This window comes from Nostoc sp. DedQUE09 (assembly GCF_034530915.1).
Lineage (GTDB): Bacteria > Cyanobacteriota > Cyanobacteriia > Cyanobacteriales > Nostocaceae > Nostoc.
In genome coordinates this window covers 53,256-75,271 of sequence record NZ_JAVRCE010000003.1, presented here as the reverse complement: position 1 = coordinate 75,271, position 22,016 = coordinate 53,256, and the positions used below count along the sequence as shown (strand labels likewise).

The 22,016-nt window shown below is 42.7% G+C and carries 17 protein-coding genes; 6 read left to right on the top strand and 11 right to left on the bottom strand.

Annotation, left to right across the window (positions count from 1 at the left end; genetic code table 11):
* Nucleotides 1–50: 50 nt before the first annotated feature.
* Both ctpC and ispG read right to left on the bottom strand, forming a co-directional pair.
* Nucleotides 51–1,334, bottom strand: a complete 1,284-nt coding sequence (gene ctpC / locus RMY27_RS02570) for a carboxyl-terminal processing protease CtpC (protein WP_322660194.1) — start codon at nucleotides 1,332–1,334, stop codon at nucleotides 51–53.
* A 268-nt stretch (nucleotides 1,335–1,602) separates the two neighbouring features.
* Entirely contained in the window at nucleotides 1,603–2,829 is a 1,227-nt protein-coding gene (gene ispG, locus RMY27_RS02565; protein WP_322660193.1) for a (E)-4-hydroxy-3-methylbut-2-enyl-diphosphate synthase, read from the bottom strand.
* A gap of 540 nt (nucleotides 2,830–3,369) precedes the next feature.
* Here ispG and RMY27_RS02560 point away from each other — a divergent pair.
* A complete protein-coding gene (locus tag RMY27_RS02560) occupies nucleotides 3,370–4,404 on the top strand; it encodes an isochorismatase (RefSeq protein WP_322660191.1) in 1,035 nt (344 codons plus the stop codon).
* 91 nt (nucleotides 4,405–4,495) lie between these two features.
* On the opposite strand, the gene RMY27_RS02555 is transcribed toward RMY27_RS02560, so the two are convergent.
* Nucleotides 4,496–5,395: a M23 family metallopeptidase gene (locus RMY27_RS02555; RefSeq protein WP_322660189.1), complete on the bottom strand. Its 900-nt coding sequence runs from the start codon at nucleotides 5,393–5,395 to the stop codon at nucleotides 4,496–4,498.
* A 240-nt stretch (nucleotides 5,396–5,635) separates the two neighbouring features.
* On the opposite strand from RMY27_RS02555, the gene RMY27_RS02550 reads away from it, so the two are divergent.
* Nucleotides 5,636–6,844, top strand: a complete 1,209-nt coding sequence (locus tag RMY27_RS02550; RefSeq protein WP_322660187.1) for an HhoA/HhoB/HtrA family serine endopeptidase — start codon at nucleotides 5,636–5,638, stop codon at nucleotides 6,842–6,844.
* A gap of 97 nt (nucleotides 6,845–6,941) precedes the next feature.
* On the opposite strand, the gene RMY27_RS02545 is transcribed toward RMY27_RS02550, so the two are convergent.
* The 3 genes from RMY27_RS02545 to ispD all read right to left on the bottom strand — a co-directional run bounded on the left by RMY27_RS02545 (nucleotide 6,942) and on the right by ispD (nucleotide 9,034).
* Entirely contained in the window at nucleotides 6,942–7,289 is a 348-nt protein-coding gene (locus RMY27_RS02545) for a DUF760 domain-containing protein (RefSeq protein WP_094347414.1), read from the bottom strand.
* A gap of 171 nt (nucleotides 7,290–7,460) precedes the next feature.
* Nucleotides 7,461–8,003 carry an SMC-Scp complex subunit ScpB gene (gene scpB, locus RMY27_RS02540; protein ID WP_094347413.1) on the bottom strand — a complete coding sequence of 181 codons (543 nt, stop codon included), beginning with the start codon at nucleotides 8,001–8,003 and terminating at the stop codon, nucleotides 7,461–7,463.
* 347 nt (nucleotides 8,004–8,350) lie between these two features.
* Nucleotides 8,351–9,034 carry a 2-C-methyl-D-erythritol 4-phosphate cytidylyltransferase gene (gene ispD / locus RMY27_RS02535; RefSeq protein ID WP_322660184.1) on the bottom strand — a complete coding sequence of 228 codons (684 nt, stop codon included), beginning with the start codon at nucleotides 9,032–9,034 and terminating at the stop codon, nucleotides 8,351–8,353.
* 69 nt (nucleotides 9,035–9,103) lie between these two features.
* Between ispD and RMY27_RS02530 the strand changes: the two genes are divergently transcribed.
* Entirely contained in the window at nucleotides 9,104–10,063 is a 960-nt protein-coding gene (locus RMY27_RS02530; RefSeq protein ID WP_322660182.1) for a glycosyltransferase family 9 protein, read from the top strand.
* Nucleotides 10,064–10,288: 225 nt separating this feature from the next.
* On the opposite strand, the gene RMY27_RS02525 is transcribed toward RMY27_RS02530, so the two are convergent.
* The gene (locus tag RMY27_RS02525) at nucleotides 10,289–10,759 is read right to left on the bottom strand and encodes a CRR6 family NdhI maturation factor (RefSeq protein ID WP_322660441.1); all 471 of its coding nucleotides are present in this window, start codon (nucleotides 10,757–10,759) and stop codon (nucleotides 10,289–10,291) included.
* 778 nt (nucleotides 10,760–11,537) lie between these two features.
* Between RMY27_RS02525 and RMY27_RS02520 the strand changes: the two genes are divergently transcribed.
* The gene (locus tag RMY27_RS02520) at nucleotides 11,538–11,984 is read left to right on the top strand and encodes a Fur family transcriptional regulator (protein ID WP_322660180.1); all 447 of its coding nucleotides are present in this window, start codon (nucleotides 11,538–11,540) and stop codon (nucleotides 11,982–11,984) included.
* A gap of 137 nt (nucleotides 11,985–12,121) precedes the next feature.
* On the opposite strand, the gene RMY27_RS02515 is transcribed toward RMY27_RS02520, so the two are convergent.
* Entirely contained in the window at nucleotides 12,122–15,136 is a 3,015-nt protein-coding gene (locus tag RMY27_RS02515) for a pentapeptide repeat-containing protein (protein WP_322660178.1), read from the bottom strand.
* Between the two features lie 142 nt (nucleotides 15,137–15,278).
* Between RMY27_RS02515 and RMY27_RS02510 the strand changes: the two genes are divergently transcribed.
* Together RMY27_RS02510 and RMY27_RS02505 are read left to right on the top strand one after the other, a co-directional pair.
* Complete coding sequence (locus RMY27_RS02510) at nucleotides 15,279–17,030, top strand: DUF3685 domain-containing protein (RefSeq protein ID WP_322660439.1); 1,752 nt, start codon at nucleotides 15,279–15,281, stop codon at nucleotides 17,028–17,030.
* 56 nt (nucleotides 17,031–17,086) lie between these two features.
* Entirely contained in the window at nucleotides 17,087–17,794 is a 708-nt protein-coding gene (locus RMY27_RS02505) for a phosphatidate cytidylyltransferase (RefSeq protein WP_322660176.1), read from the top strand.
* A 202-nt stretch (nucleotides 17,795–17,996) separates the two neighbouring features.
* On the opposite strand, the gene RMY27_RS02500 is transcribed toward RMY27_RS02505, so the two are convergent.
* The 3 genes from RMY27_RS02500 to RMY27_RS02490 form a co-directional block, all read right to left on the bottom strand.
* Nucleotides 17,997–18,305: a KGK domain-containing protein gene (locus RMY27_RS02500; RefSeq protein ID WP_094350095.1), complete on the bottom strand. Its 309-nt coding sequence runs from the start codon at nucleotides 18,303–18,305 to the stop codon at nucleotides 17,997–17,999.
* A 485-nt stretch (nucleotides 18,306–18,790) separates the two neighbouring features.
* The gene (ccsB, locus tag RMY27_RS02495; RefSeq protein ID WP_322660173.1) at nucleotides 18,791–19,852 is read right to left on the bottom strand and encodes a c-type cytochrome biogenesis protein CcsB; all 1,062 of its coding nucleotides are present in this window, start codon (nucleotides 19,850–19,852) and stop codon (nucleotides 18,791–18,793) included.
* A 223-nt stretch (nucleotides 19,853–20,075) separates the two neighbouring features.
* Nucleotides 20,076–21,845, bottom strand: coding sequence for a DUF3352 domain-containing protein (locus RMY27_RS02490; protein ID WP_322660171.1), 1,770 nt, complete (start codon nucleotides 21,843–21,845; stop codon nucleotides 20,076–20,078).
* Nucleotides 21,846–22,016: the final 171 nt, after the last annotated feature.

Here is a 22,016-nt window from a genome sequence, read left to right as displayed (position 1 = left end):
ATTTATTCCTAACTCCTCACTATTCACTCCTAACTTTCATTCCTAACTCTTCATTTTTCTGCTGTAGGTATGCCCTTAGCAGCAATTTTTTTACCTATCACTTCCACTGCTTTAGCGAATTGAGGGTCTGCAAGAGTAGCGAGTTTGTCACGTTCATGGAGCCACAAATCCTCCATTTGCTTTTTGCTCAAATCCACCTTCACATCTGGCGAAATGCCTTTGTGATTGATATCTGTACCATTGGGGGTATAGTAATGAGCAATTGTCACCGCTAATCCTGAACCATCTTCCAGGGGGCGTACCGATTGCACTAGTCCCTTACCAAAGGTTTGAGTACCCACCAAAGTAGCACGCTTATTATCCTGCAAAGCCCCTGAGAGGATTTCACTGGCACTAGCGGAACCTTTATCTATCAACACTACCAACGGTTTATTGGTCAAAGCTCGTCCGTTTGCTTCTTCCTTTTCTGCTTCTCCTCGACGTTCAACAGTGGAGACAATCTTACCTTTATCTATCCACATCCGAGCAATATCCACACTGGAGAAGAGTAACCCGCCTGGATTACCACGCAGATCGAGAATATATCCGGCTACCTTTTTGCTTTCTAAATTTTTAATGGCAGTTTGCATTTCTTTACTAGCATTGGCGCTGAACTGGTTCAGGCGAATGTAGCCAACATTTCCGGCTGGGGTTTTCTTTTCAGAAAACTTAACTGGATGGATTTCGATGCGCGCCCGTTTGATGTCAAACTGTTTTGTCTTACCGTCGCGCAAAATTGTCAAGCTGACTTGCGAGCCTGCTTCACCTCTAATCAAGGATACTGCCTGATTAGTATCCATCCCCTTAGTATCTTTGCCGTCAATTTTGAGGATGATATCTTTTGCCAAAACACCAGCTTTAAAGGCCGGTGTATCTTCAATTGGCGCAATTACAACCAATTGCTTGGTTTTTTCATCCTGACTAATGGTGATCCCAATCCCTGTCAATTCTCCAGAGGTATCCACCTGCATATTCTTGAATTCCGACGGGTCCATAAATCGGGTGTACGGATCTTCTAGCTTTTTCAGCATTTCCCGAATGGACTTATACGCATCCTGCGGATTACTGTAGGACTTGCTCAAGTATTCCTTACGAACAGCCTGCCAATCTACCTGATTAAAAGTACCGTCGACATATTGGCGCTGAACAATTTGCCAAACTTCATCTACTAATTCTTTAGGACTTGCTTTAAATAAAGCCTGACCTCGCGAATGAATGCCAAGGCTAGTAACAGCGATCGTGGAGAGTGTAACTGCCGTAGCACCCAAAACAAGCCTACTTTTTGTAATCACCATAATGACAGCTGCGTCAGAGGGAAAATTTATAGTCAGTATGCTCAATCTAACACAGGCTACCACTGTACAGACCGAGTATGTATTCTTAATTTAAACAAAATACTTGACAATCAGGCAACCTTGGTGGTTAAAAGATGCAAAGTTTTTGGGGATTGGGTATTGGGCACAAGAGGCAGAGGTGCAAAGGGGCAGAGGGGAAAAACTGCAACTTCAATTTTTCCCTGCTCCCCTGCTCCCTTGCTTCCCCTGCCCCTCTCCTCTGCCTCTTTTAAGGTTCTACCCAGCGTTCATCTGCCTTAATGAGGTTAATTAATTCCTCTACACCTTTATCTTCTGGGACTTTTTTAATTTCTTCTCTACCACGGTACAAAGAAATATAACCAGGTGTTTTGCCAACATACCCATAGTCGGCATCTGCCATTTCTCCTGGTCCATTGACAATACAACCCATCACTGCAATATCTAGTCCAGTTAAGTGTTTAGTGGCTTCCCGGACTTTGTGCAGTACTTCCTCTAGATTAAACAAAGTGCGCCCACAGGAAGGACAAGCGACGTATTCCACCATCGTTTTTCGCAATCCCAAAGCTTGGAGAATGCTGTAGCAGACGGGAATTTCTTTTTCTGGTGCTTCTGTAAGTGAGACGCGGATTGTATCACCAATGCCATCAGCAAGTAAGGTAGCAATACCAGCCGTAGATTTAATTCGCCCGTATTCGCCATCGCCGGCTTCCGTAACGCCTAAATGTAACGGGTAATCCATACCCAGTTCATCCATACGCTTGGCAATGAGGCGATAAGCGGCTACCATCACCGGGACTCGTGAGGCTTTCATGGAAATTACCAAGTTGCGGAAATCCAAAGATTCACAGATGCGGATGAATTCTATAGCAGATTCCACCATTCCTTCGGGGGTGTCACCGTAGGTAAATAGCATTCTCTCAGCAAGAGAACCGTGATTTACCCCAATTCGCATCGATTTACCTTGATCGCGCAAAGAAACTACTAGAGGTTCTAAGGTTTCGCGGATTTTATCGCCAATTTCGTCAAATTCGCTTTTAGTATATTCAGTTCGATTGATGTTTGGCTTTTCAAACACATACAAGCCCGGATTAATCCGTACTTTCTCTATGTGCTTGGCAACTTCCACAGCGATTTTCAGCCCGTTGTGATGGACATCAGCCACAATGGGCACATCTTGGTAAGTTTTAATTAATTTTTGTTTAATTTCTCCTAAAGCTTTAGCATGAGCCATACTTGGCACTGTGACGCGGACAATTTCGCAGCCTATTTCGTGCAGACGACGAATACCAGCTACGGAACCATCAATATCAAGGGTGTCTTCGTTAATCATTGACTGCACTACAACGGGGTAGCCACCGCCAATGGTGACATTTCCCACCTTTACAGGGCGGGTTTTACGCCGCTTGATGGTTGTATCAAAGGTGGCTTGAGGTGATGTGATGCTTGAAGTGTTTACTGTGGGCAGAGTTTGCATAACCTGATTAGGTAAATTTGCTGTTGCTCAAATATCAGATTTAATAAATCTCTGTTTCCCAGATTGCCACAGCTAGCGCTTTTTTGGACGATTAATATAGAAAAAAATGGAGAATCAGAAAGGCAAAGAAATAAAGAGCAATTGAGGAGTTTTGCTATTTTGTAAAGATATATTGCTTAAAAATCTTTTTAACTGAGTAGCTTGAGTGCGATCGCGCAGGTTTCACAATGGAAAGCAAAACACCGCGATCGCTTTATTACTGGGTCACAAATACTACATAAGCTATCGTAATTTTATGACCCAACCTGCAATAATCTAACTATAAATTATCATTTTTTATACTACTATCAGGCATGATTGGACTTACCTGCATCATAGCGTTTCAATAATTCATCTCGATTCATAAGAGCGATAACTTCGTTAAGCTTCGCTAACGCTAAATTTGTGTTTTATAATACAAGTATATTATTGAATTTAGACTTAAGAAAATTTGGGGATTGAAATTATAGATGTTATTACAGAAAAAAAGCGGCTGTAATTATGAACACCCAAATAACACCCCAACTACCAATTCCCCCACATTTTAATCCTGAAGAAGTCGGCGAAGTCTGGCGCGTACCTTACCAAGAACGTGCCGCTGAAGCTGAAATCTGGGCAAAACAACACGATATCAAACCTGCATCTTTAGATAAAACTCGTATTTGCCTACTTTTAATTGATGTTCAAAATACCTTCTGCATCCCTGGATTTGAATTATTTGTAGGTGGAAAATCTGGGAAAGGGGCGGTGGATGATAATGTCAGATTATGTGAGTTTATCTATCGCAACTTGGGAGTAATTACAAAAATTGTACCTACTCTAGATACCCACACAGCAACTCAAATCTTCCATCCGATATTTTGGGTGAACGCTGCGGGAGAACATCCTACCCCAGCCGCGACTAGCATTACACCAGCAGATATTGAACAAGGTATCTGGAAAGTCAACCCAGCAGTTGCTAACAGTGTTACTAATGGGGATTATGAATTATTAGAAAAACACGTTTACCATTACCTTAAAAAACTTAGTCAAGACGGTAAATATCCCCTTACTGTCTGGCCTTATCATTCTATGTTGGGCGGTATTGGTCATGCTCTAGTTTCATCGGTAGAAGAAGCGATATTTTTCCACGGTATGGTGCGTCAGAGTCAAACGCAATTTGAAATTAAAGGTGAAAATCCCTTAACCGAAAACTATTCCATCTTACGTCCAGAAGTGTTGGAAGATTTTGAGCAACGTCCACTCGCTCAAAAGAATACGCGCCTGATTAAACAACTTTTAGAATATGATGCAGTAATTATTGGTGGTCAAGCTAAAAGTCACTGTGTCGCTTGGACAATTGACGATTTATTAACAGAAATTAAACAGGTAGATGCTACCCTAACGAAAAAAATCTATCTGTTAGAAGATTGCACTTCCCCCGTTGTTGTCCCTGGTGTTGTAGACTACACAGAACAGGCAGATGCAGCATTTACAAGGTTTGCAGAGGCAGGAATGCACATTGTAAAATCTAGTGAATTTGGAAATTGGCCATAGGGCATGGGGCAATACAATTTTGAATTTTGGACTGAGAATTTTGAATTAAATTTCAATCTAAAAAATCTAAAATTCCCTACTTCCCATTCTCTCATTTTTTCAAATAACCTTTGGGATCTTGCGCTACCCAACCCAGAGATGAGCTAGAACGCACTTCAAAATGGAGGTGCGGTTGACTAGAAGTTGGTTTTCCACTAGTGCCTACTGTTCCTAGTAAATCTCCTTTTTTGACTTGTTGGCCGACAGTAACTTTGATACTGTCAAGCTGGGCGTAGCGGCTTTGGAGTCCGCCACTGTGGTTAATAATGACCAATTTGCCATAAGAACCTTGATCGCTGGCAAAGGCTACAGTCCCAGGGGCGATCGCTTGCACATTACTACCAATTGGTGCTAATAAGTCAACACCACTGTGAAAGAAAACTTCACTTGTCGCAGGATTAATTTGCCAGCCGTAAGCTAATCCTAGAGTTGCCACTTCCCCCAAAGGATATCCAGACAAAGATGCACGGTTTGGCGTACCTGCATTAGTAGGTAAAGGGGACTTAGTTACAACACCATTGGGCGACCAATTTACCCCCGGAACAAACACAATTCTGGGGTTTTGTTGGCAGCCATTCACCTCAAACAGGCTATCAGCACGAACTTTGTATTGTGCCGCCACTTGTCGCCAAGTTTGACCACGAGGCACTTCGACTACAATCCCATTGTAGGGAGGAATTTGAAGCACACTACCAACGGCGGCAGCTGCACCGTTCTGCAAAGCTGGATTCATACCAATAATAGTTGTCGGAATGAGATTGTAGCGCTGCGCTATGCTCTCCAAAGTTTCACCACGAAGAACTTTATGGCGTTGGAAGCGAGATAAGGCTGGAGTTGAGCAACCACCCACAGCAGCGTTAGCAATGTTTGAGTTTGAGTATGGCAGTATGCTTACTAGGCCCAAGGCGCTAACTAAGCTACAGAGAAACAGTTGACGAAAGGGTAAAGTCATGTACACAGGTCAAGAGCGCATTAACTTTAGATTTTAGATGGGAAGAGTGGGGAGTGGGGAGTGGGGAGCAGAGGAGCAGAGGAGCAGAGGAGCAGGGGAGCAGGGGAGAATAATTAATGACAAATGCCCAATGCCCCATGCCCAATCCCTAATTTCTCGTAAATTGATCTGTCCACTTGCCGTTCGCTTGACTACACTTAGAAATTAGCAACTGCATTGCTGTTCTTGAGCAAAACAATTATGAAGTTATCCTTAAAGCAACTGGCGGTTTATGTGTTTTTACTGGTAATTGGCGGTGGTGCAGGTTTGTTTGGTAGTCGCTATCTCCTGCCACAAAATCGCTCATTCCAACAGTTAAAAAATGTAACAATGGCTTCGCCTCCAGAATCCATAGTGCCGAATTCTTCTAACGGAGCTATTGGGGCTACTGGTGGCGATAACGTGAATTTTATTGCGACGGCAGTGCAAAAAGTTGGTCCGGCTGTAGTGCGGATTAATGCCACTCGCAAAGTAGCCAATCCCATTTCTGACGCTTTAAAAAATCCTCTCTTGCGGCGATTCTTTGGAGAGGATGAGCAACCAATTCCTCAAGAACGCATTGAACGCGGTACAGGATCGGGATTTATTTTGAGCGAAGATGGGGAATTACTCACCAACGCTCATGTCGTGGCAGATACAGATACAGTACAAGTTACCCTCAAGGATGGTCGGAGTCTAGAGGGGAAGGTAGTAGGAGTTGATTCTGTAACAGATGTGGCAGTGGTAAAAATAAAAGCGAATGATTTGCCGACAGTAAAACTGGGCAATTCGCAAAACCTGATCCCAGGACAATGGGCGATCGCTATTGGCAATCCTCTGGGTTTAGATAATACTGTCACTATCGGTATTATTAGTGCTACCGATCGCACTAGCACTCAAGTTGGTGTCCCAGATAAGCGAGTCAGCTTTATCCAAACTGATGCCGCAATTAACCCTGGTAATTCTGGTGGTCCCTTATTGAACGCCCAAGGCGAAGTGATTGGTATTAACACTGCTATCCGCGCTGATGCTCAAGGACTTGGTTTCGCCATCCCCATTGAAACCGCCGCCCGCATCGCTAATGAACTTTTTACTAAAGGGCGTGCGGAACATCCCTTTTTGGGTGTTGAAATGGCAGACCTTTCTCCTACCAGAAAACAGCAGATTAATCAAGAAAATCAGCTAAATATTCAGCAGGATGCAGGGATTGTGATTAAAGGAGTCACAGATGATTCCCCAGCCAAGCGTGGAGGACTGCTGCCTGGAGACGTGATTCAAAAAGTTGACGGTAAACCAGTCAAAACTTCAGCCCAAGTTCAAAGGCTGGTAGAGTCTAGCAAAGTTGGAGACATAATCGCTATCGAAGTCAACCGCAGCGGTAAAGTTCAAACCTTCAAAGTACAATCAGGAGCTTATCCTGAAAAGAAGTAGTCAACATAATTCGTAATTCCTAGAGTGCATCATTCCGAATTACGAATTAGTAATTGTTTGGTCAATAGTTCCAGAATGTTTGACTACTGACTATTAATTATTGGCCATTAGACAAATGCTCTAACTGCATTCTTTGTTCCATCTGGCGCAGAAAATACCCTGTCATCATGGCTGACGCTAGAAGTCCAGCTAAGTTCTCCCGATCTGTTGTGATTTGCACGTTGAAATTTTCCGCGGGGAGCATTCCCACTAGCCCTTGGACATTTTGCGAGATGATTTGTTTAATTTCGGGACTGGCGGACTGAGCAACCCTAGCTAAAACATCAGGAGACTGATGCTGTAGATATTTGAGTAACTGATTAGGGTATTCCTCAGAGTGGTCGGAAAGAAGTTGATTAGGGTGTTCCTCAGAGTTGTCGTTCAAAAAGTCAGGATTAAACACCATTGGCAGTTTTATTTAGCTTAATTGCTAACTCCACTCTAAACCATAGTACAAGGTTAGCGCATTCACCACGGGTATAAGTCAAGAGGAGGGGAGTGTAATTAGGGGAGAGATGACAAATGACAGGTTATGGGGAATAATCTGCACGCTGTAACCTGTACCCTATTCCCTTCTTTACTCCCCACTCGCCACTGCTTTTAACTCTAGTTCTAGTTCTAGTTGTTCTTCCTTCTGGCTGGTAGAAAGTATTTGCGGGAGTTGTTCAATTTGGAAATACTGATGGAATTTTGGGGTTACTTGAAGTGAGTAGGAGCGAGAATCGCTATCTCGGCGCTTGCGGATGAACCCAAGTTCGACGAGTTCTGGAACGTGCTGATAGACTCCTGAACCGCGCAGGTTAATCAAGTCGCTCTGGAGTATGGGACTATTAAGAGCGATCGCGGCCAAAGTCCGTAATGCACCTACACCCAATTCTACTGGTATCATCGTTTGCACTAAGTCATGAAAATCAGACCGTAGTTGCAAACTATAACCATCTGGGGTTTCTATTACCTCTAGGGCACTATCTCGGTGGGCATAGTTGTCCATGAGTTCAATTATGCCTTCTTTGACAGTGGCGCGATCGCACGCGGCATACTCGGCGATTTCGCCGAGCGACAAGGGTTTACCCTTTAAATAGAGAATTGCTTCTATCTTCGTCGCTGTGGCTGTAATCATTTAGTCATTAGTCATTAGTCGTTAGTCATTGGTCATTAGTCACTTGTACTGAGTTTCGACTTCGCTCAACTACCGCGTAGTTGTAAAGCCTGCGGCATAGCTACGCTTAGGGCGCAGCCTCTCCAAGAGTTGTATTGGTCATTAGTACATGACAACTAACAATCAACAAGTGTGTGGCATTATATCGTAAATTGTCAAAGTATTTTTTTAATTTTCAAATTTGGCATTGGGCAAAACAGTGCTGAGTGCTGAGTGAGGAGTGAGGAATTATTTTCCTTGTCCCCTCCCCTTGTCTCTTTATCCCTCTCATCTCCCCTGCTCCTCTGCCCGTCTGCCCCTCTGCCTCTTCAAAAGCCTCTACTTGTGAGAATAAATTCTGCAATCGCTAAATCTTGTGGAGTGGTCACTTTTAAATTTGTCTCTTCTCCCTCGACAATTCGGACTTCGATGCCGCATTTTTCAAATAAAGCAGCATCGTCAGTTACTTCCCAACCTTGACGGACTCCTTCAGCATGGCACTGTTTCAATAACTTGACATCAAATCCTTGGGGAGTTTGTGCCGCCCATAGTTGTCGTCTGTCGGGTGTTTGTTGAATTATGCCTTGTTCATTGACAACTTTGATGGTGTCTTTGACGGGTACACCAGCAATTAAACCGGGACAGTGGCGAATGGCCTCGGCACAAGAGTTAAATAAATCTGGTGTGGCCAGGCATCTAGCACCATCGTGAATCAACACTTGTTCTGCGGCTACTGGCAGAGATTGCAAACCATTGTAAACAGATTCTTGGCGGGTGGAACCACCTTGAATTAATTCCACGGGTTTAGTCAGCTTCAAATCAGCGAGAATTGCATTGAACTCTGGCCAATCGGTAGACTGAGAAATAATCCCGATCCAACTAATTGTACTAGCGGCTTCTGCGGCTAATAAAGTCCAAGCAATAATTGGTTGCGATCGCACGAGGAGCAGGAGTTTATTGCGGTTACTACCCATTCTTTTTCCGATTCCCGCAGCTGGAATTAGTAAATACACAGAATTCCTCAATCTTTAAGCTATATATTTTCCCCTAAAATAGGGAGCGAGTAAGCGTCAATAAATATTATGCGAGTAGTAGCCCTTGTACCTGGCGGAATTGGCGACCAAGTTCTCTTCTTTCCGACTCTAGATGACCTGAAGCGCCATTACCCTAACGCTCAGATAGATGTCTTTGTTGAACCCCGGTCAAAGGCTGCCTACCGAGTGAGCAAGTCAGTTCACGAGGTGCTGAACTTTGATTTTAATGACCGTAACAGTCTGGCAGATTGGGGTAATTTAGTGGGAACAATTCGCGATCGCGAATACGATGTTGCCATTGCTGTTAAGCAGAATTGGTTGGTAGGTCTTTTACTCTGGTTGACGGGAATTCCTATACGCATTGGCTATCAAGGCAAAGGATCGGGTTTTCTTACCCATGCTGTGCCATTAAAACCATCCCAGTATGCGGCAGCAGTTTACCACGACTTGCTAAAACCATTGGAAATAAATAGCCCTGTCCCAGAGTTAGCAGTAAATGTGCCCAAACCAGATATTGAATGGGCACAAAAGGAACAAAAACGTTTAGGGGTTCATGAAACAGGCTATATCTTGATTCATGGCGGTTCTGGCCAGTTATCCCAGGCTAAAGAACTGGATAAAATCTACCCTGTCGAAAATTGGCAGCAAATTATTCAAGCCTTCCAACAAAAGCAGCCGGATCTGCCTGTGGTTGTTATTAAGGGAGTTGATGATGATCTGTTTGTGCGATCGCTTCTGGAGTCTTCTCCAGATATCAAGGTGACTGCCCCAGATGATATTGGTAAGTTAACTGCCATAATTGCTGGGGCAAATTTGATGTTATCTACTGATAGCGCGCCATTACAACTGAGTGTTGCAGTCCAAACCTATACCATTGCCATCTTGGGCCCCAGCAATCCGGCTAAGTTGTTGCCGAAAAACGATAAATTCCTGGCTATTGAATCCCTCACGGGAAAAACGGCGGATATTTCACCAAACGCAGTTTTAGAGAAAATTTGGGGTGGCTAAACCAGTAATTTTTTGAAGAAGTCAGAAGTCAGAATTCAGAAGTCAGAATCAGAAAGTGGGAGATTCAGACCCGTTATTACGAAAGTTGACCACAAAATCATAGATTTTATGGGGGTGCAATAAATGCTATTGATTTAGCGTTCGACTGAGCTATCATGCCGAAGTCCGCTTTTTAGTTCAGAATTCATACTGAATTCTGGCTCCTGACTCCTGAATTCTTTCTTGTTAAAATATCCCAAAAAAAGCATCATCTAGTTCATAACCCAGCATTTGGGCCATGGACTTTAGGCGCGAGAGGCTGGGGATGTCTTGCTGTTTGAGCCAATCGCCTAAGATAAAGATTTTATGCATCAAAAATATCTCTAAGGCTTCAGGATTGTACTGAATACCTTCTTGGGAACTAAACTGGTGTGGTACAAGCATGGCGGCATAACGAGCAAATTCTCCAGCTTTCCAATCTAGTAAAAATGGCAACCAGGGGTATTTGGCATCTAGGCGCACAAACCACAGGCGTACCTCTGGAATTTCTGAGAGTTCCCGTGGATCGCCAGGTTCGAGATTGTAATTGATATCAAAGCGTAGCTGCTGTTCATGGGATATAACCCCATCTTGCAGCAGTTTTTCAATCACCGTTGACGCAGGCGACAAATCTAGATTGTTAATGAAGTCATTATTGAGTGCGATCGCAATTGTCATTGATTCAGCAGCCACTTTCTTGATGCTCAACTGTAGGATCGAGAATATACAGTAGCAGCTTTCAGGGATTGACGCTACATTGACTTTTAATAGGGGACTTCCAGTTAAAAAAATATCCCATTGTAGAGGCGCAAGGCCTTGCGCCCCTACAAATATATAAATAATTTGGGATAATTTATTTTTTGCAAGTCCCTAGCACAAAGTTTTCTTCACAAATCAATTAGTATTTACTGATACTTTTTTGTTAATAATTTCGTCAACCTATCCAAGGTTGAGACACAAGTCTGACCCGATCAAATTTATTTGATAATTTTGCTTAATTTTTGCTAGTTATAACAAATATACATCCAGTTACTAGCCTGGATATTATGAGCCGCTGGCGATGCTTGCGGTGGCTACTCACTTCACCGATTCTTGCTCAAGTTAAATGTTACTTTTATCATTGCTATAATTACTCGCCTCTAACTAAATAATTACTACACCATTAATAGAGTATGCCATTAGAATTAGCCTACTTGGGTAAGGCAATACCTGCCCCAAGGTGGACATTTACAGCAATTTTAAGTTAAAGTTGTAATGAGTTTGTTTTAGATTAAGGTCTGACAAAGTAGCCGTCAACAAGCAAAAAAAATCATTATCGCCACCTGTCACTTCCACAGGATCAAAAGCCAAAACATAAGTACAGGTAAAATATTGGTATGCAATATACATTGCATATATTAAATAACCAATAAACATTTAGATGGGAAAATTCCCCTAACAGTTAACAAGCTGTAATATGCAAAAACAAACAATTACTACAAGACCAATTCGTTCCTTAGAAGATGCACTTGAGCGTTGTCAAATTCTGGGTATGCGCGTCAGTCGTCAGCGTCGCTTTATTCTGGAATTACTTTGGCAAGCAAATGAACATCTTGCTGCCAGAGAGATTTACGATCGCTTAAACCAACAAGGCAAAGAGATCGGTCATACTTCTGTTTATCAAAATTTAGAAGCATTATCCAGTCAAGGCATCATTGAGTGTATTGAACGCTGTGATGGGCGTTTGTACGGCAATATCAGTGACTCTCACAGTCATATAAACTGTGTGGATACAAATCAAATTCTTGATGTTCATGTGGAACTACCAGAAGATTTGATCCGCAAAATTGAAGAAGAAACAGGAGTGCGGATTACTGACTACAGTATTAACTTTTTTGGCTACCGCAATCCGCAAGAGGGATAGGGAGGAGGGGAGGAGGGGAGCAGGGGAGCAGGGGAGCAAGGGAGTAGGGGAGCAAAGAAAAAGAAGTTGCAGTAAGTTTTCCCCTCTGCACCTCTTCCTCTTGTACCCAATGCCTAATTCCCTATTCCCCAATCGAATTAATTGCCAAAAACTGTCTCATCATCGACATCATCATCTAAATCTGCTGACAAAATTGCGCCTTCACAGCTCTCAATTAGTCCGATCGCAGGGGTTTGGTTCCAATTAACGTTTGTGTTTGGTGTGATTTTCACGGTGTTTAAGAAGTGCTGCTGCGATGCCTGCGGTGGTAAACTACGCAAATGTTTCAGTTTTTGAAACATTTCTTTAGAGAACAAAGCACCATTATCAGCGGCCAATTTTTTGTCAGTGGCAGCAAGTATGGTGTCAAATAAGCAGGCGTTGGTGAGATCGGCAGAATTAAGATTTGTCCCCATCAGGTTTGCCTGTTGCAGGTTTGCGCCTGTGAGATTTGCCTGTTGCAGGTTTGCGCCTGCAAGGTTTACGTTTTGTAAGTTCGCGCCTGTGAGGTTCGCCTGTTGCAAATTGGCTCCAGCCAAATTCGCCCCTGTTAACTCCGCATTAGATAAATTTGTTTGCTCAAGATTTAACCCAGTTAACATCACTTGCGATAAAGAGGCTCCCGATAAATTGAGTCCAGACAGAGACTTGATTCGGGTTGCGAAAGCACTTTTATGCAAAACCGTTGTCCTAGCAATTAGCACACTCACCACTTCTGGGTTGAATTCTGTCAAATTGACTGGATTCCCACAAGGCCAAAATGGAACTTTTGTTTCTCGGTAGCAAGCACAAAGCAATAAAAACACATTCAGTCCTACCGCAGCATTCACCTGTTCAACATTCACAGGGTTTTGCAGTGCGTGAAAATTAGTCAAAGCGTTGTGGGCTATCCCCTCATCTAACCAACGTCCTTGACAGTAAGCACGCCAGAAAGATAAAAGACGTTGAAATAAAACTTCAAACGAAAATTTGTGTTTTTGCTGGCGGCGTAATCCAGCGATCGCTAGTTCTTCGATTTCTTGGCTAAGTATGCCGTAACCTAGTAAATTATAAATATTCTGGGCCACGCTACTGAAATCAAGTACAAAAGTGGGCGTACCATAAGCCTCATCTTGGTACTGAGTTAGAAATTTAAGTTGGGTAGCTATAGCATCTGCACAAAGAGATTCTCCTAACTTGAGATGCGAAAACTCTATTAAACTACTTTTCGCTGTGCTTTCACCTGAGCTTTTTACATTCCAAATTTTAAAATAAAACACTGGTAAAGTATTAAATTCACCAGCTAAATTAATTTGATGACGTTGCGAGTGTAAAATTTTGAGAGCGATCGCTTGCATCTGCTCAAGTAAATCTTGGGGATGACGATCAGCGAGTAAATTAGCGATCGCTTCTGGAGTCCGGTGAATATGAGCCGATCCTGAACGCAGTAGCATCGTCTTGATCCCACCAATTAGCGGATAACCCAACAACCATCGACTCAGGCGATGATGAATTTCCCATAACAGAAAAGACTTTTGGGTATTAGCAGCTAACTGCAATAGTTCATCATCTAGCAATCCCTCTCGGTGCAAGATGCCCAACAAATGCAGCATTAAGGGTTGACGGATAAGGACAGATAATTCTTTTAACTTTGATTGGCTGGTAAATAACCCTGCCTGTTTTAATAATGTAAAGAAATTTTGGGCAATGGGTAATGATTGCACTTTTGCCCACTGTTGAAACCATTGTTTGAGTTCATCCCCATCCAATGGCTGAATAATGATTCGCCTCAATAATAGCGGTAGTTCCGAGACGATTTCTGGTAACGTCGTTGAACGACTTGTCAACACAATTTTGTGGCGGTGTTGAGATTGAAAGTTTAGTAATTGCTGAATAAAAATTGCTTGTGCCCTGATACCCTGAGCAGAATGGGGCAATTCATCTAAACCATCCAGCAGCAACAGACAAGGGAGATTTTCTTGCTCTAACCAAGTTGAAAGATTAACACCAAAGGCAGAATTTAGGGTTTCGATTAGAGTTTTGCCGTATTTTACGTCTCGCAACCTAATTACTATTGGCATCCAAGTAGGGTACAATTCCTGTGCTACCTCTGCTGCCCAAAGTTGGCAAAAACTAGTTTTTCCATAACCAGGTTCTGACTCAATGACAGCGATCGTTTCTAAATCAGTTAGCTGTTGCTGTACCCATGTTTTTAAGTCAACTGGTTTAACAGCTTTTTTATCTTGCTCAGAAATATTTTCCTCTATTGGTAAGCCTTTTTGTGGCACATAGATATCCTTAAGAGCAAAGGATTCCATTAGCAAAGGGATACTGAGGTTTTTAATCAAACTTGCACGGTAATGTTCTCGGTGCAAATCAATTTTTTCACTGACTGTAGAACCAACTTCTGGGGTGATGAAACTGGGAGATAATGAAATCCCCAAACGGAAAAATTTTTGCAGTTGGGCTAAAGGTGCAGCATTCTCGGTGACGACTACCAATATGTCACCAGGAAGTGAGTTAACCAAACGCTGTGTTAGAAGTTTCGCTTCCGCTTCCTCTGCACCATTGGCAACTAACCAAGCTATAGCAGCGTTATTTATTTGTTGCACTAATAATGAATCTGCAACCGAAGATAGTGCTTGTTCAGCTTGAGTATCAGTCAATTTACCTGGGCTGAGAGTTTTCAGCAATCCTTGTAGTTGCGGATCTTCGAGGATGATTTTACCCACATCGTCTTTAAGTATGTGTGGTTGCATGGGTATAATTGCCCGGTCTAACCACGGTTTTTGTAAGCTTGCTTCCTGCTCTAGAATTGCTTGCAAAGCTTGGAGATAGGCAATTTGAAACGCTAGCCATGTGCCTTCGTTACGTTTTAACGGTTTTTTCTGGCTGAGGCTACGCAACAGTTTTTCTGTCAACTGGGAAATGACACTGATTTCTTCCCAAACAATACTTAAGGGCAGTTCTAAAACCTCTACCAAGGTACAGATATCGAAAGGTATGAGGCTTTTGAGTTCCATATCCTGAACAATACGGTAGGCAATACCTGCCAATTGCCCCTCAGAAAAGCCTCTGATTTTATTGATTGCGATATGGCGTTCTGCCAACCAGTGTCGAATACTCAGGTTCATTTAATTACACAGTGAAGGCTGCATAAGGCAATTATGATCGATTTATCAGTTTGCGAAAACAGGTGACAATGGGGAAGACAAAGTTTTGGATCAAAGTTTTTTCTGATTGGTAAAAAACAGTGTCGATCTAACTGAGTGGATTATGAGCGATCGCCCTTTAAAATTATTGTTAATCGACCAAGACCCGATTTTTCGTCTGGGATTACAGGTAGCTTTAGAAGCGATTCCTAACCTAGAAGCGATCGCAGTTGTAGAAACTGATACCATTGCCTTGCAGATTCTAGCAGAAACTGCCGAAAAAGACCCTAACCAGCTAAATTTGTTAGTTTTGGAGTTCGGCAATGGTCGCTCCACCACCAGCCAACAGCTAGGCTTACAATTCTGTCGGCAACTCAGAGCCTTATATCCCAATTTACCAATTTTGCTCCTCAGTTCTATTCAAGAACAAGGACTGCTCTTAGCTGCGAAATCTGTTGGTGTAAATGGCTATTGCCCTAAAGGTACACCACTTCCTGAGTTAGTCGCCGTCATGCAAGAAGTTGCAGATGGTGGTTCTTACTGGTTCCAGGACAGAGAAGCAATAATAACTCCTAACTCCTCACTCCTAACTCCTAATTCCTCACTCCCTTTCTCTAAACTGCGAAATAATTTACGTTTGTCAGGAATCGCTAATATTGATGCTACCCTAGCCGCAGTAACAGCACAATTACAGGTTCCCGGACTACCAATACTAGATCGAGCAATTCTAGCTGGACAGCGGCGAGAACTGCTAGCGGCTCGTTGGTTGATAAATCGATTGTTGGTTTCATCACAAGAAAGGCAAGAGGAACAGATTCCGGTTGCTGAAGAGCCGCCTTTTACTCCTTCATTAAGTAGTACCATTCAACAAAGGCAAGCTGTATCACCTTTACTTAGTCCGGGAACCCTACAATCTGCCTTGTTTACATCTTGCGTTACTAAACTTAAATTTCCTTTACGAAATGTCACAGATATACCTTTAGAAATTGACATCTTTCGTGAAGATAAAAAACGGGAATTACTTTATCTAATACTACAAAAAATAGCTGAACAGTTGGATGAACTGCGTACTTCTCAAATAGAGATAAATCAATTACATGAACTAAGGAATACCTTGATAAGAGATTTATGGCAAGCAGTAATTATAGATTTTTTTGGGAAGTTTTCTCGGATAAAAATAGTTAATCAAAATATAGAAATAGTTAATTTATTGCTGCAAAATCCAGAGGTTGTGCAAAGAGATATTCTTAATAAAATTCCGCTAGTTTGTGAGTTTTATTCTTATCTCTTATTTCAAACGGAATTGAACATTGATAATACCTCATATCCAGTAGTGAGCGCTGAAGCTAAATCCCAAGCATTGATGATTTTAGAAAACTTATTGATTCAGGTAGCGAATGGAGTAGTGCAACCACTGTTAAATTATTTAGCAGATGTAGAAGAGATTAAGCAAAATTTTTATGGGCAGCAATTAATTTCTACAAGAGAAGTTGAACGTTTCAGAAATGATTTGTCATGGAAATATAGATTCAAAAATTATATAAACGAGCCAAAAGAAGTTTTTGAAAGTCGCTATGAACTATTTGTAATTGCGCCTCGCGGCATTGCCAATATTTCAGTTTATGCTCCTCGAAATCAGGAATTAGTAAAACTTTCTAATATTCCTTTAGTAGTCACATTGCTCCTAGAATTTAGTGATGCGATCGCACCGCGTTTAAAATCACTAGTAGCTATTTTCGGTAGCGGTATAGTTTTTATCCTTACCCAAATAGTTGGTCGGGGTTTAGGTTTAATCGGTCGTGGTATTCTTCAAGGTATTGGTAGCGTTTCGCCAGTAGAAAAGAACTTTAGACGAAATAGCGATCGACCTAAGTGAATCAGCAACGCAGAGGGACAACTCTCTGTAGTTCTTTTTCCAATAACAAATGACAAATGACAAATGATTTTATCGGGCTAGCAATTTCTTATGTTTACGCTATCACCCTGCTTGTGATTGGCGAAGGGCTACGTAGGCTATTTGGTGTAAAGCCAGATTTGACCCGCAAGGTAATCCATATTGGTGCCGGGATGTGGGTTTTCGGAGTCTTGCTACTGTTTAAAAATTGGGAAATCGGAATTATACCTTTTGCTACCTTTATCGGACTGAACTACTTGTTTTACCGCTACCGAATTATCGGCGCAATGGATACCCAAGATAGCTCACCCGGCACAGTTTATTTCGCTATCTCAGTGACACTGCTGTTCGGGCTATTGTGGCGACCAGATGGCCCAGTAGATAGCGCCCCAATTGCTGTAGCTGGCATAATGGCAATGACCTGGGGTGACGCACTAGCAGCATTAATCGGTAAACGTTTTGGGCAGCATAAATACCAAGTGGGAAGTTCTGTGCGTTCCTGGGAAGGTTCAGCAGCAATGTTTGTAGCAAGTACAGTAGTAATTTTCTTGGTGCTGTTACTGCTACCTGGTTCGTCGCTAAGTCCCCTAGCAACGCCTTTAAGTTTAGGATGGGCATTGTTGACGGCGGTAGTAACTGCTACTTTCGCAACCTTAGCAGAGGCAGTCTCGCCCCACGGCACAGATAACCTCAGCGTACCTCTAACAGCGGCGGGAGTAGCTTGGATTTTCATGCAGGGTTTTTAAGGCACTCCAATTACCTCGTATTTGTGCTGTTTATTCTGGTATTTCCCATTGATTTTTTGGATGCAGTGTCATACACAGATACCACAAGTTACTCTATTTTTTGTATCTTCTGACCTGCTGCTCTAAGCCGTATTAGGGGGTAAAACCCCCTATTGACCATCTGTATCCTTTAAGAAGTCGGGGTTCTTTTGCTCATTGGATATTAATTTTCCACTTGTTTGAGTTTTTGAAAAATTTCATCAAGTGGGGACTCAGATTCATCAGGACAAAATTCTAAAGCAAGTCTCACTTTTCCTTTTTTCCATCCTAAAGTACTAAACTGTAAAACTTCACAATTTAATCCTTGGGTATACAAATTTACTTCATCTGTTTCTTCTGCTCCAACATATTCTTTAATTGCTGTAATCAAATCACGGACTTTAAAGGTTTTAGCAATATTTAACTTATTAAATGTGTCTGGTTCTATAGACACAACTTCATCGTGATTTAGTCTCTCGAATCCATCTTCCATAAAAATCTCCATCAATAAATCTATATTTTCTAGAGATATAACAGTTCATCCGAAATAAAATAATGATTTTATAGATTTAGTGCTGCTCAAATAAAAATTCGGTAATAATTTCATCTCTGGTAAATTAGCCTATAATTCTCGCTTTACCCCTGCCCAACCCTCCCCTTGGTAAGGGGCTACGGTATATACAAAAGTCAAGTTACCCCCCTTAATCCCGCGGTTTATTGGGGGAAAAGAAATCTAGTTCCCTCCCCTTTCCAAGGCTACGGTGTACACACAAGTCAAATTACCCCCTTAATCCCGCCGTTTATTGGGGGGAAAAAGAAATCTAGTTCCCTCCCCAATACATACGCGGAGGGTTAGGGTGGGGTAAAACTGACGCAAAAAAGCAGCTGAGTAAACTATTTCAGACTTGTGTATACACCGTAGTTGGCAAGGGGAGAGTGCGCGGCAGCGCGGGTGGGGTAGTTTTATTTAAACGATTCTTAGAAAAACCAACCGTAAGAATGCAAACCTTTACCTAAAAGATTCACACCGAGATAGCAAACCCAAACCACAAGCAAGCCGGTGGCGGCTAAAATTGCGGGACGACGCCCTTGCCAACCGCGAGTAATTCTGGCGTGAAGGTAGGCAGCGAACACTAACCAGGTAATTAATGCCCAAGTTTCTTTCGGGTCCCAACTCCAGTAGGAACCCCAGGCTTCGTTAGCCCAAACGCCACCAGCAATAATGCCAATTGTCAGCAGGGGAAATCCTAGTCCGATGATGCGATAGCTGATGTTGTCGAGGGTTTCAGCAAGGCTAAGGCGCTGGGGTGAAAGAGGTTCAGCAGATGCTATGGCTTGAGATTCAGGAGTAGTTACTAAATTCAAAACAGCGGTGTTACCGTTACCGTTGCCGTTGCTACTACTTTCAAAACGGGCAAAGCCGTTATTTTCGACAGCAGGGGTTGGTGGTTGAGAAATTAGTTCAGTGGCTTTGTGCAAGCGATAGCCGTTGCTGCGATAGCCACCATTACCTACAGAACTGCCTTGGAGTTGAATATTTTGACCGCGAGTGACTATTAAGAAAGCGATCGCTAATAACGAACCCACCATCAAAGCAGAATAACTCAGCATCATAACGCTGACGTGCATCATTAGCCAATTTGACTTCAAGGCAGGTACTAAGGGTTCTGACGCTTGCATTTGCGATGGTAGTGTCATAGTAGCAAAAGCTGCGATCGCCATTGCCACCGGGGCTGTCGCAACTCCTACTAAGCGGCTACGGCTACTATTTTCCGCAATCAGATGGACGGCGGTTATTCCCCAAGTTAAGAAAAACAGGGATTCATAGAGATTACTTAAGGGAAAGTAACCAGCTTCGATCCATCGTGCCCCTAGTAGAGTAGCTATACACAAATTTGCGATCGCCATCCCAGCTGTCCCCAAAGCGGCTAGATAAGGCAGATTTGGAAAAGCCGCTCCTCCCCAATACACCAGCATTGTTAGGAATAATATGGCAAAGGACGCATTGTCCAGCCAGTTTTGGAGTACAACCAAATTCATAAAGTCTTCTCTCCGTGGATGATTTAAAATATCGATTCTGACTGTTTTGATCCTATATGTTAAGAGGGGAATCGGGAATGGGGCATTAGGAGTGCTGAGTGCTGAGTGCTGAGTTAGGAGTTAAGAGTTAAGAGTTAAGAGTTTTGTTTATCTCCTTGTCCCCTCATCTCCCTCATCTCCCTGCTCCCCTGCACCCCTGCCCCTCTGCTCCCCTGCCCACTCGCTATCTAACAGAGTTACTCTTACCCCCTTCTGGACTAGGCAATGTAGTCGCGTTAGTAACTTTTTTGAGTTCGACAAAAATATCGTAACGGTTACTGCGATTGTCGCTGATAGCAGATGTCATACCAATTGAGCGCGTTGCATCTAGCAAAATTTGTTGATTGGGAATTAGAGTTGGTAAAGGGAAATTTTTCACAGTTCGTTCCACATCCAGGAAAAATTGACCATTGGTTGGATTGGGTTCTGTAGGAACTGTTTGTTGGAAGGGAAGAGTGCCAGCTAGTGTGTAGTTAGGTTTGGGAACAATTTTATCGGTGATGGGAGCGCCCACTACCAAGAAGGCGACATCTCCATCTAACCAACCGCGGGTAGCAGTTAACGTACCATAAGGTGATACCCAGTTAACAACAGATTGACCTGCGACTTTCCCTGGTTGCACTTGAAACTGGTATTGATTTTTCATAACTTCATCCAGCTTACTGATGGATGCCTCAGCTGATTTGCGTAGGCTTTGCCCGCCGTAGGCATCGCTTGTCTGTACCATGAACAGCAAACCCGCACGAAAATCATTTGGTGAACCTTCTTTTGGAGTAGCAGGAATTACTGATAACGAAAACTCCCCTTTCATCCAACTAAGCAAATCCTTCTCTAAATCAAGATCGGTAAGGGATTTTATCCCACCTCGAATCTGTTCTGGTGCGATCGGTGACAAAGGATTTCCCTGAGATGTTAAAACATAGTCTCTCCACAATCTCTGTAAATTACCACCAGTAAGCATCATTAAGGTTTCTGCTGGTATGCGGCTTTGCATTTTCCCAGCTTTGTTTTCCACCACCAGCACACGTTGACTATTAGGGTTTAACCAAGAAACGCCCTTGAAGCGGATTCCTTCTGACTCTAAGGTTATTGTCCCGGCTAAACCTTGGTTATTTTGCAGTTGAGCTAAAACTTGAGCAGGTAAAGGGCGGTTTGGAGAAGCTGCGGCTATTTTCGCTGCTGTTGGCACATTTACATAAAACTGGGCAAAGGGTTGGTAATTGGCAATTTTCGGGAAATTCTCAGTAAAGCCTCCTGTTGTGGCTAGAGATGTTTTATTTTTATAAGCATCGATCGCTCGCTCTGTAGCTTTGGGACTATCAGTTATGACTAAAAAACGCCCATCTAGTAATGCAGTCGAGAAGTTTTGCCCTGCTTGTCCCTCACCTTCTTTGATGGCGATCCCTTGATAAGTACGGTCAATCCATTTGCCTTGTTTAAGGGTTTTGGGTTGTGCCAAAATGCTTTTGGCGATTTCTGAATTTTTTACTGGCAATACCATTACCATCGACTGCTGATCGCTAGCAGCACTTTCATTGGTGGTAACTGGTTTGGGTGCGGGTTTCTTCCCTATTGTTGGGGCAAGAATTGCGATCGTCACATCGTTGCCTACCCAAGGAGCGATATCTTTTTGGAAGTCGTAACCATTATTAGTCAGAAAGCGATCGCGTAACTGGACTAAATTTTTGTCCAGTTCTGTTTGAGTTTCTTTTGTCCCAAACTGCCGCAATTTCTGCCATTGCTGCGGATCTGTTGTTAAAGAAACCGCAAACAAGGCATCACCAGGAATAATATTTGCACCTACTAGCAAATCGCTAGAAGATATTTGTCTCTGAGCTAACAACCAGTAAGCTACGCTCCCCGCACCAATCAATAACCCAGCAGCCGAGAGCGTCAGCACCAGAGACGGTTTCTTATTTTTCTTCATCGGAACAGACACAAGAGGCGGTGCCATTGAAACCTATACCTCATATTTCCAAACTCATTACTTGCTGAATTGGTTAAGTCAACCAAAAAGTTTCTTGCGATCTAGGTAGTTAATTTCATAAATTTCTCCACCATAGACATTGATAATATTTCCGTAATCAACCTTCTCTACTGTTTCAAAGCGGTGTTTTAGTGGTTA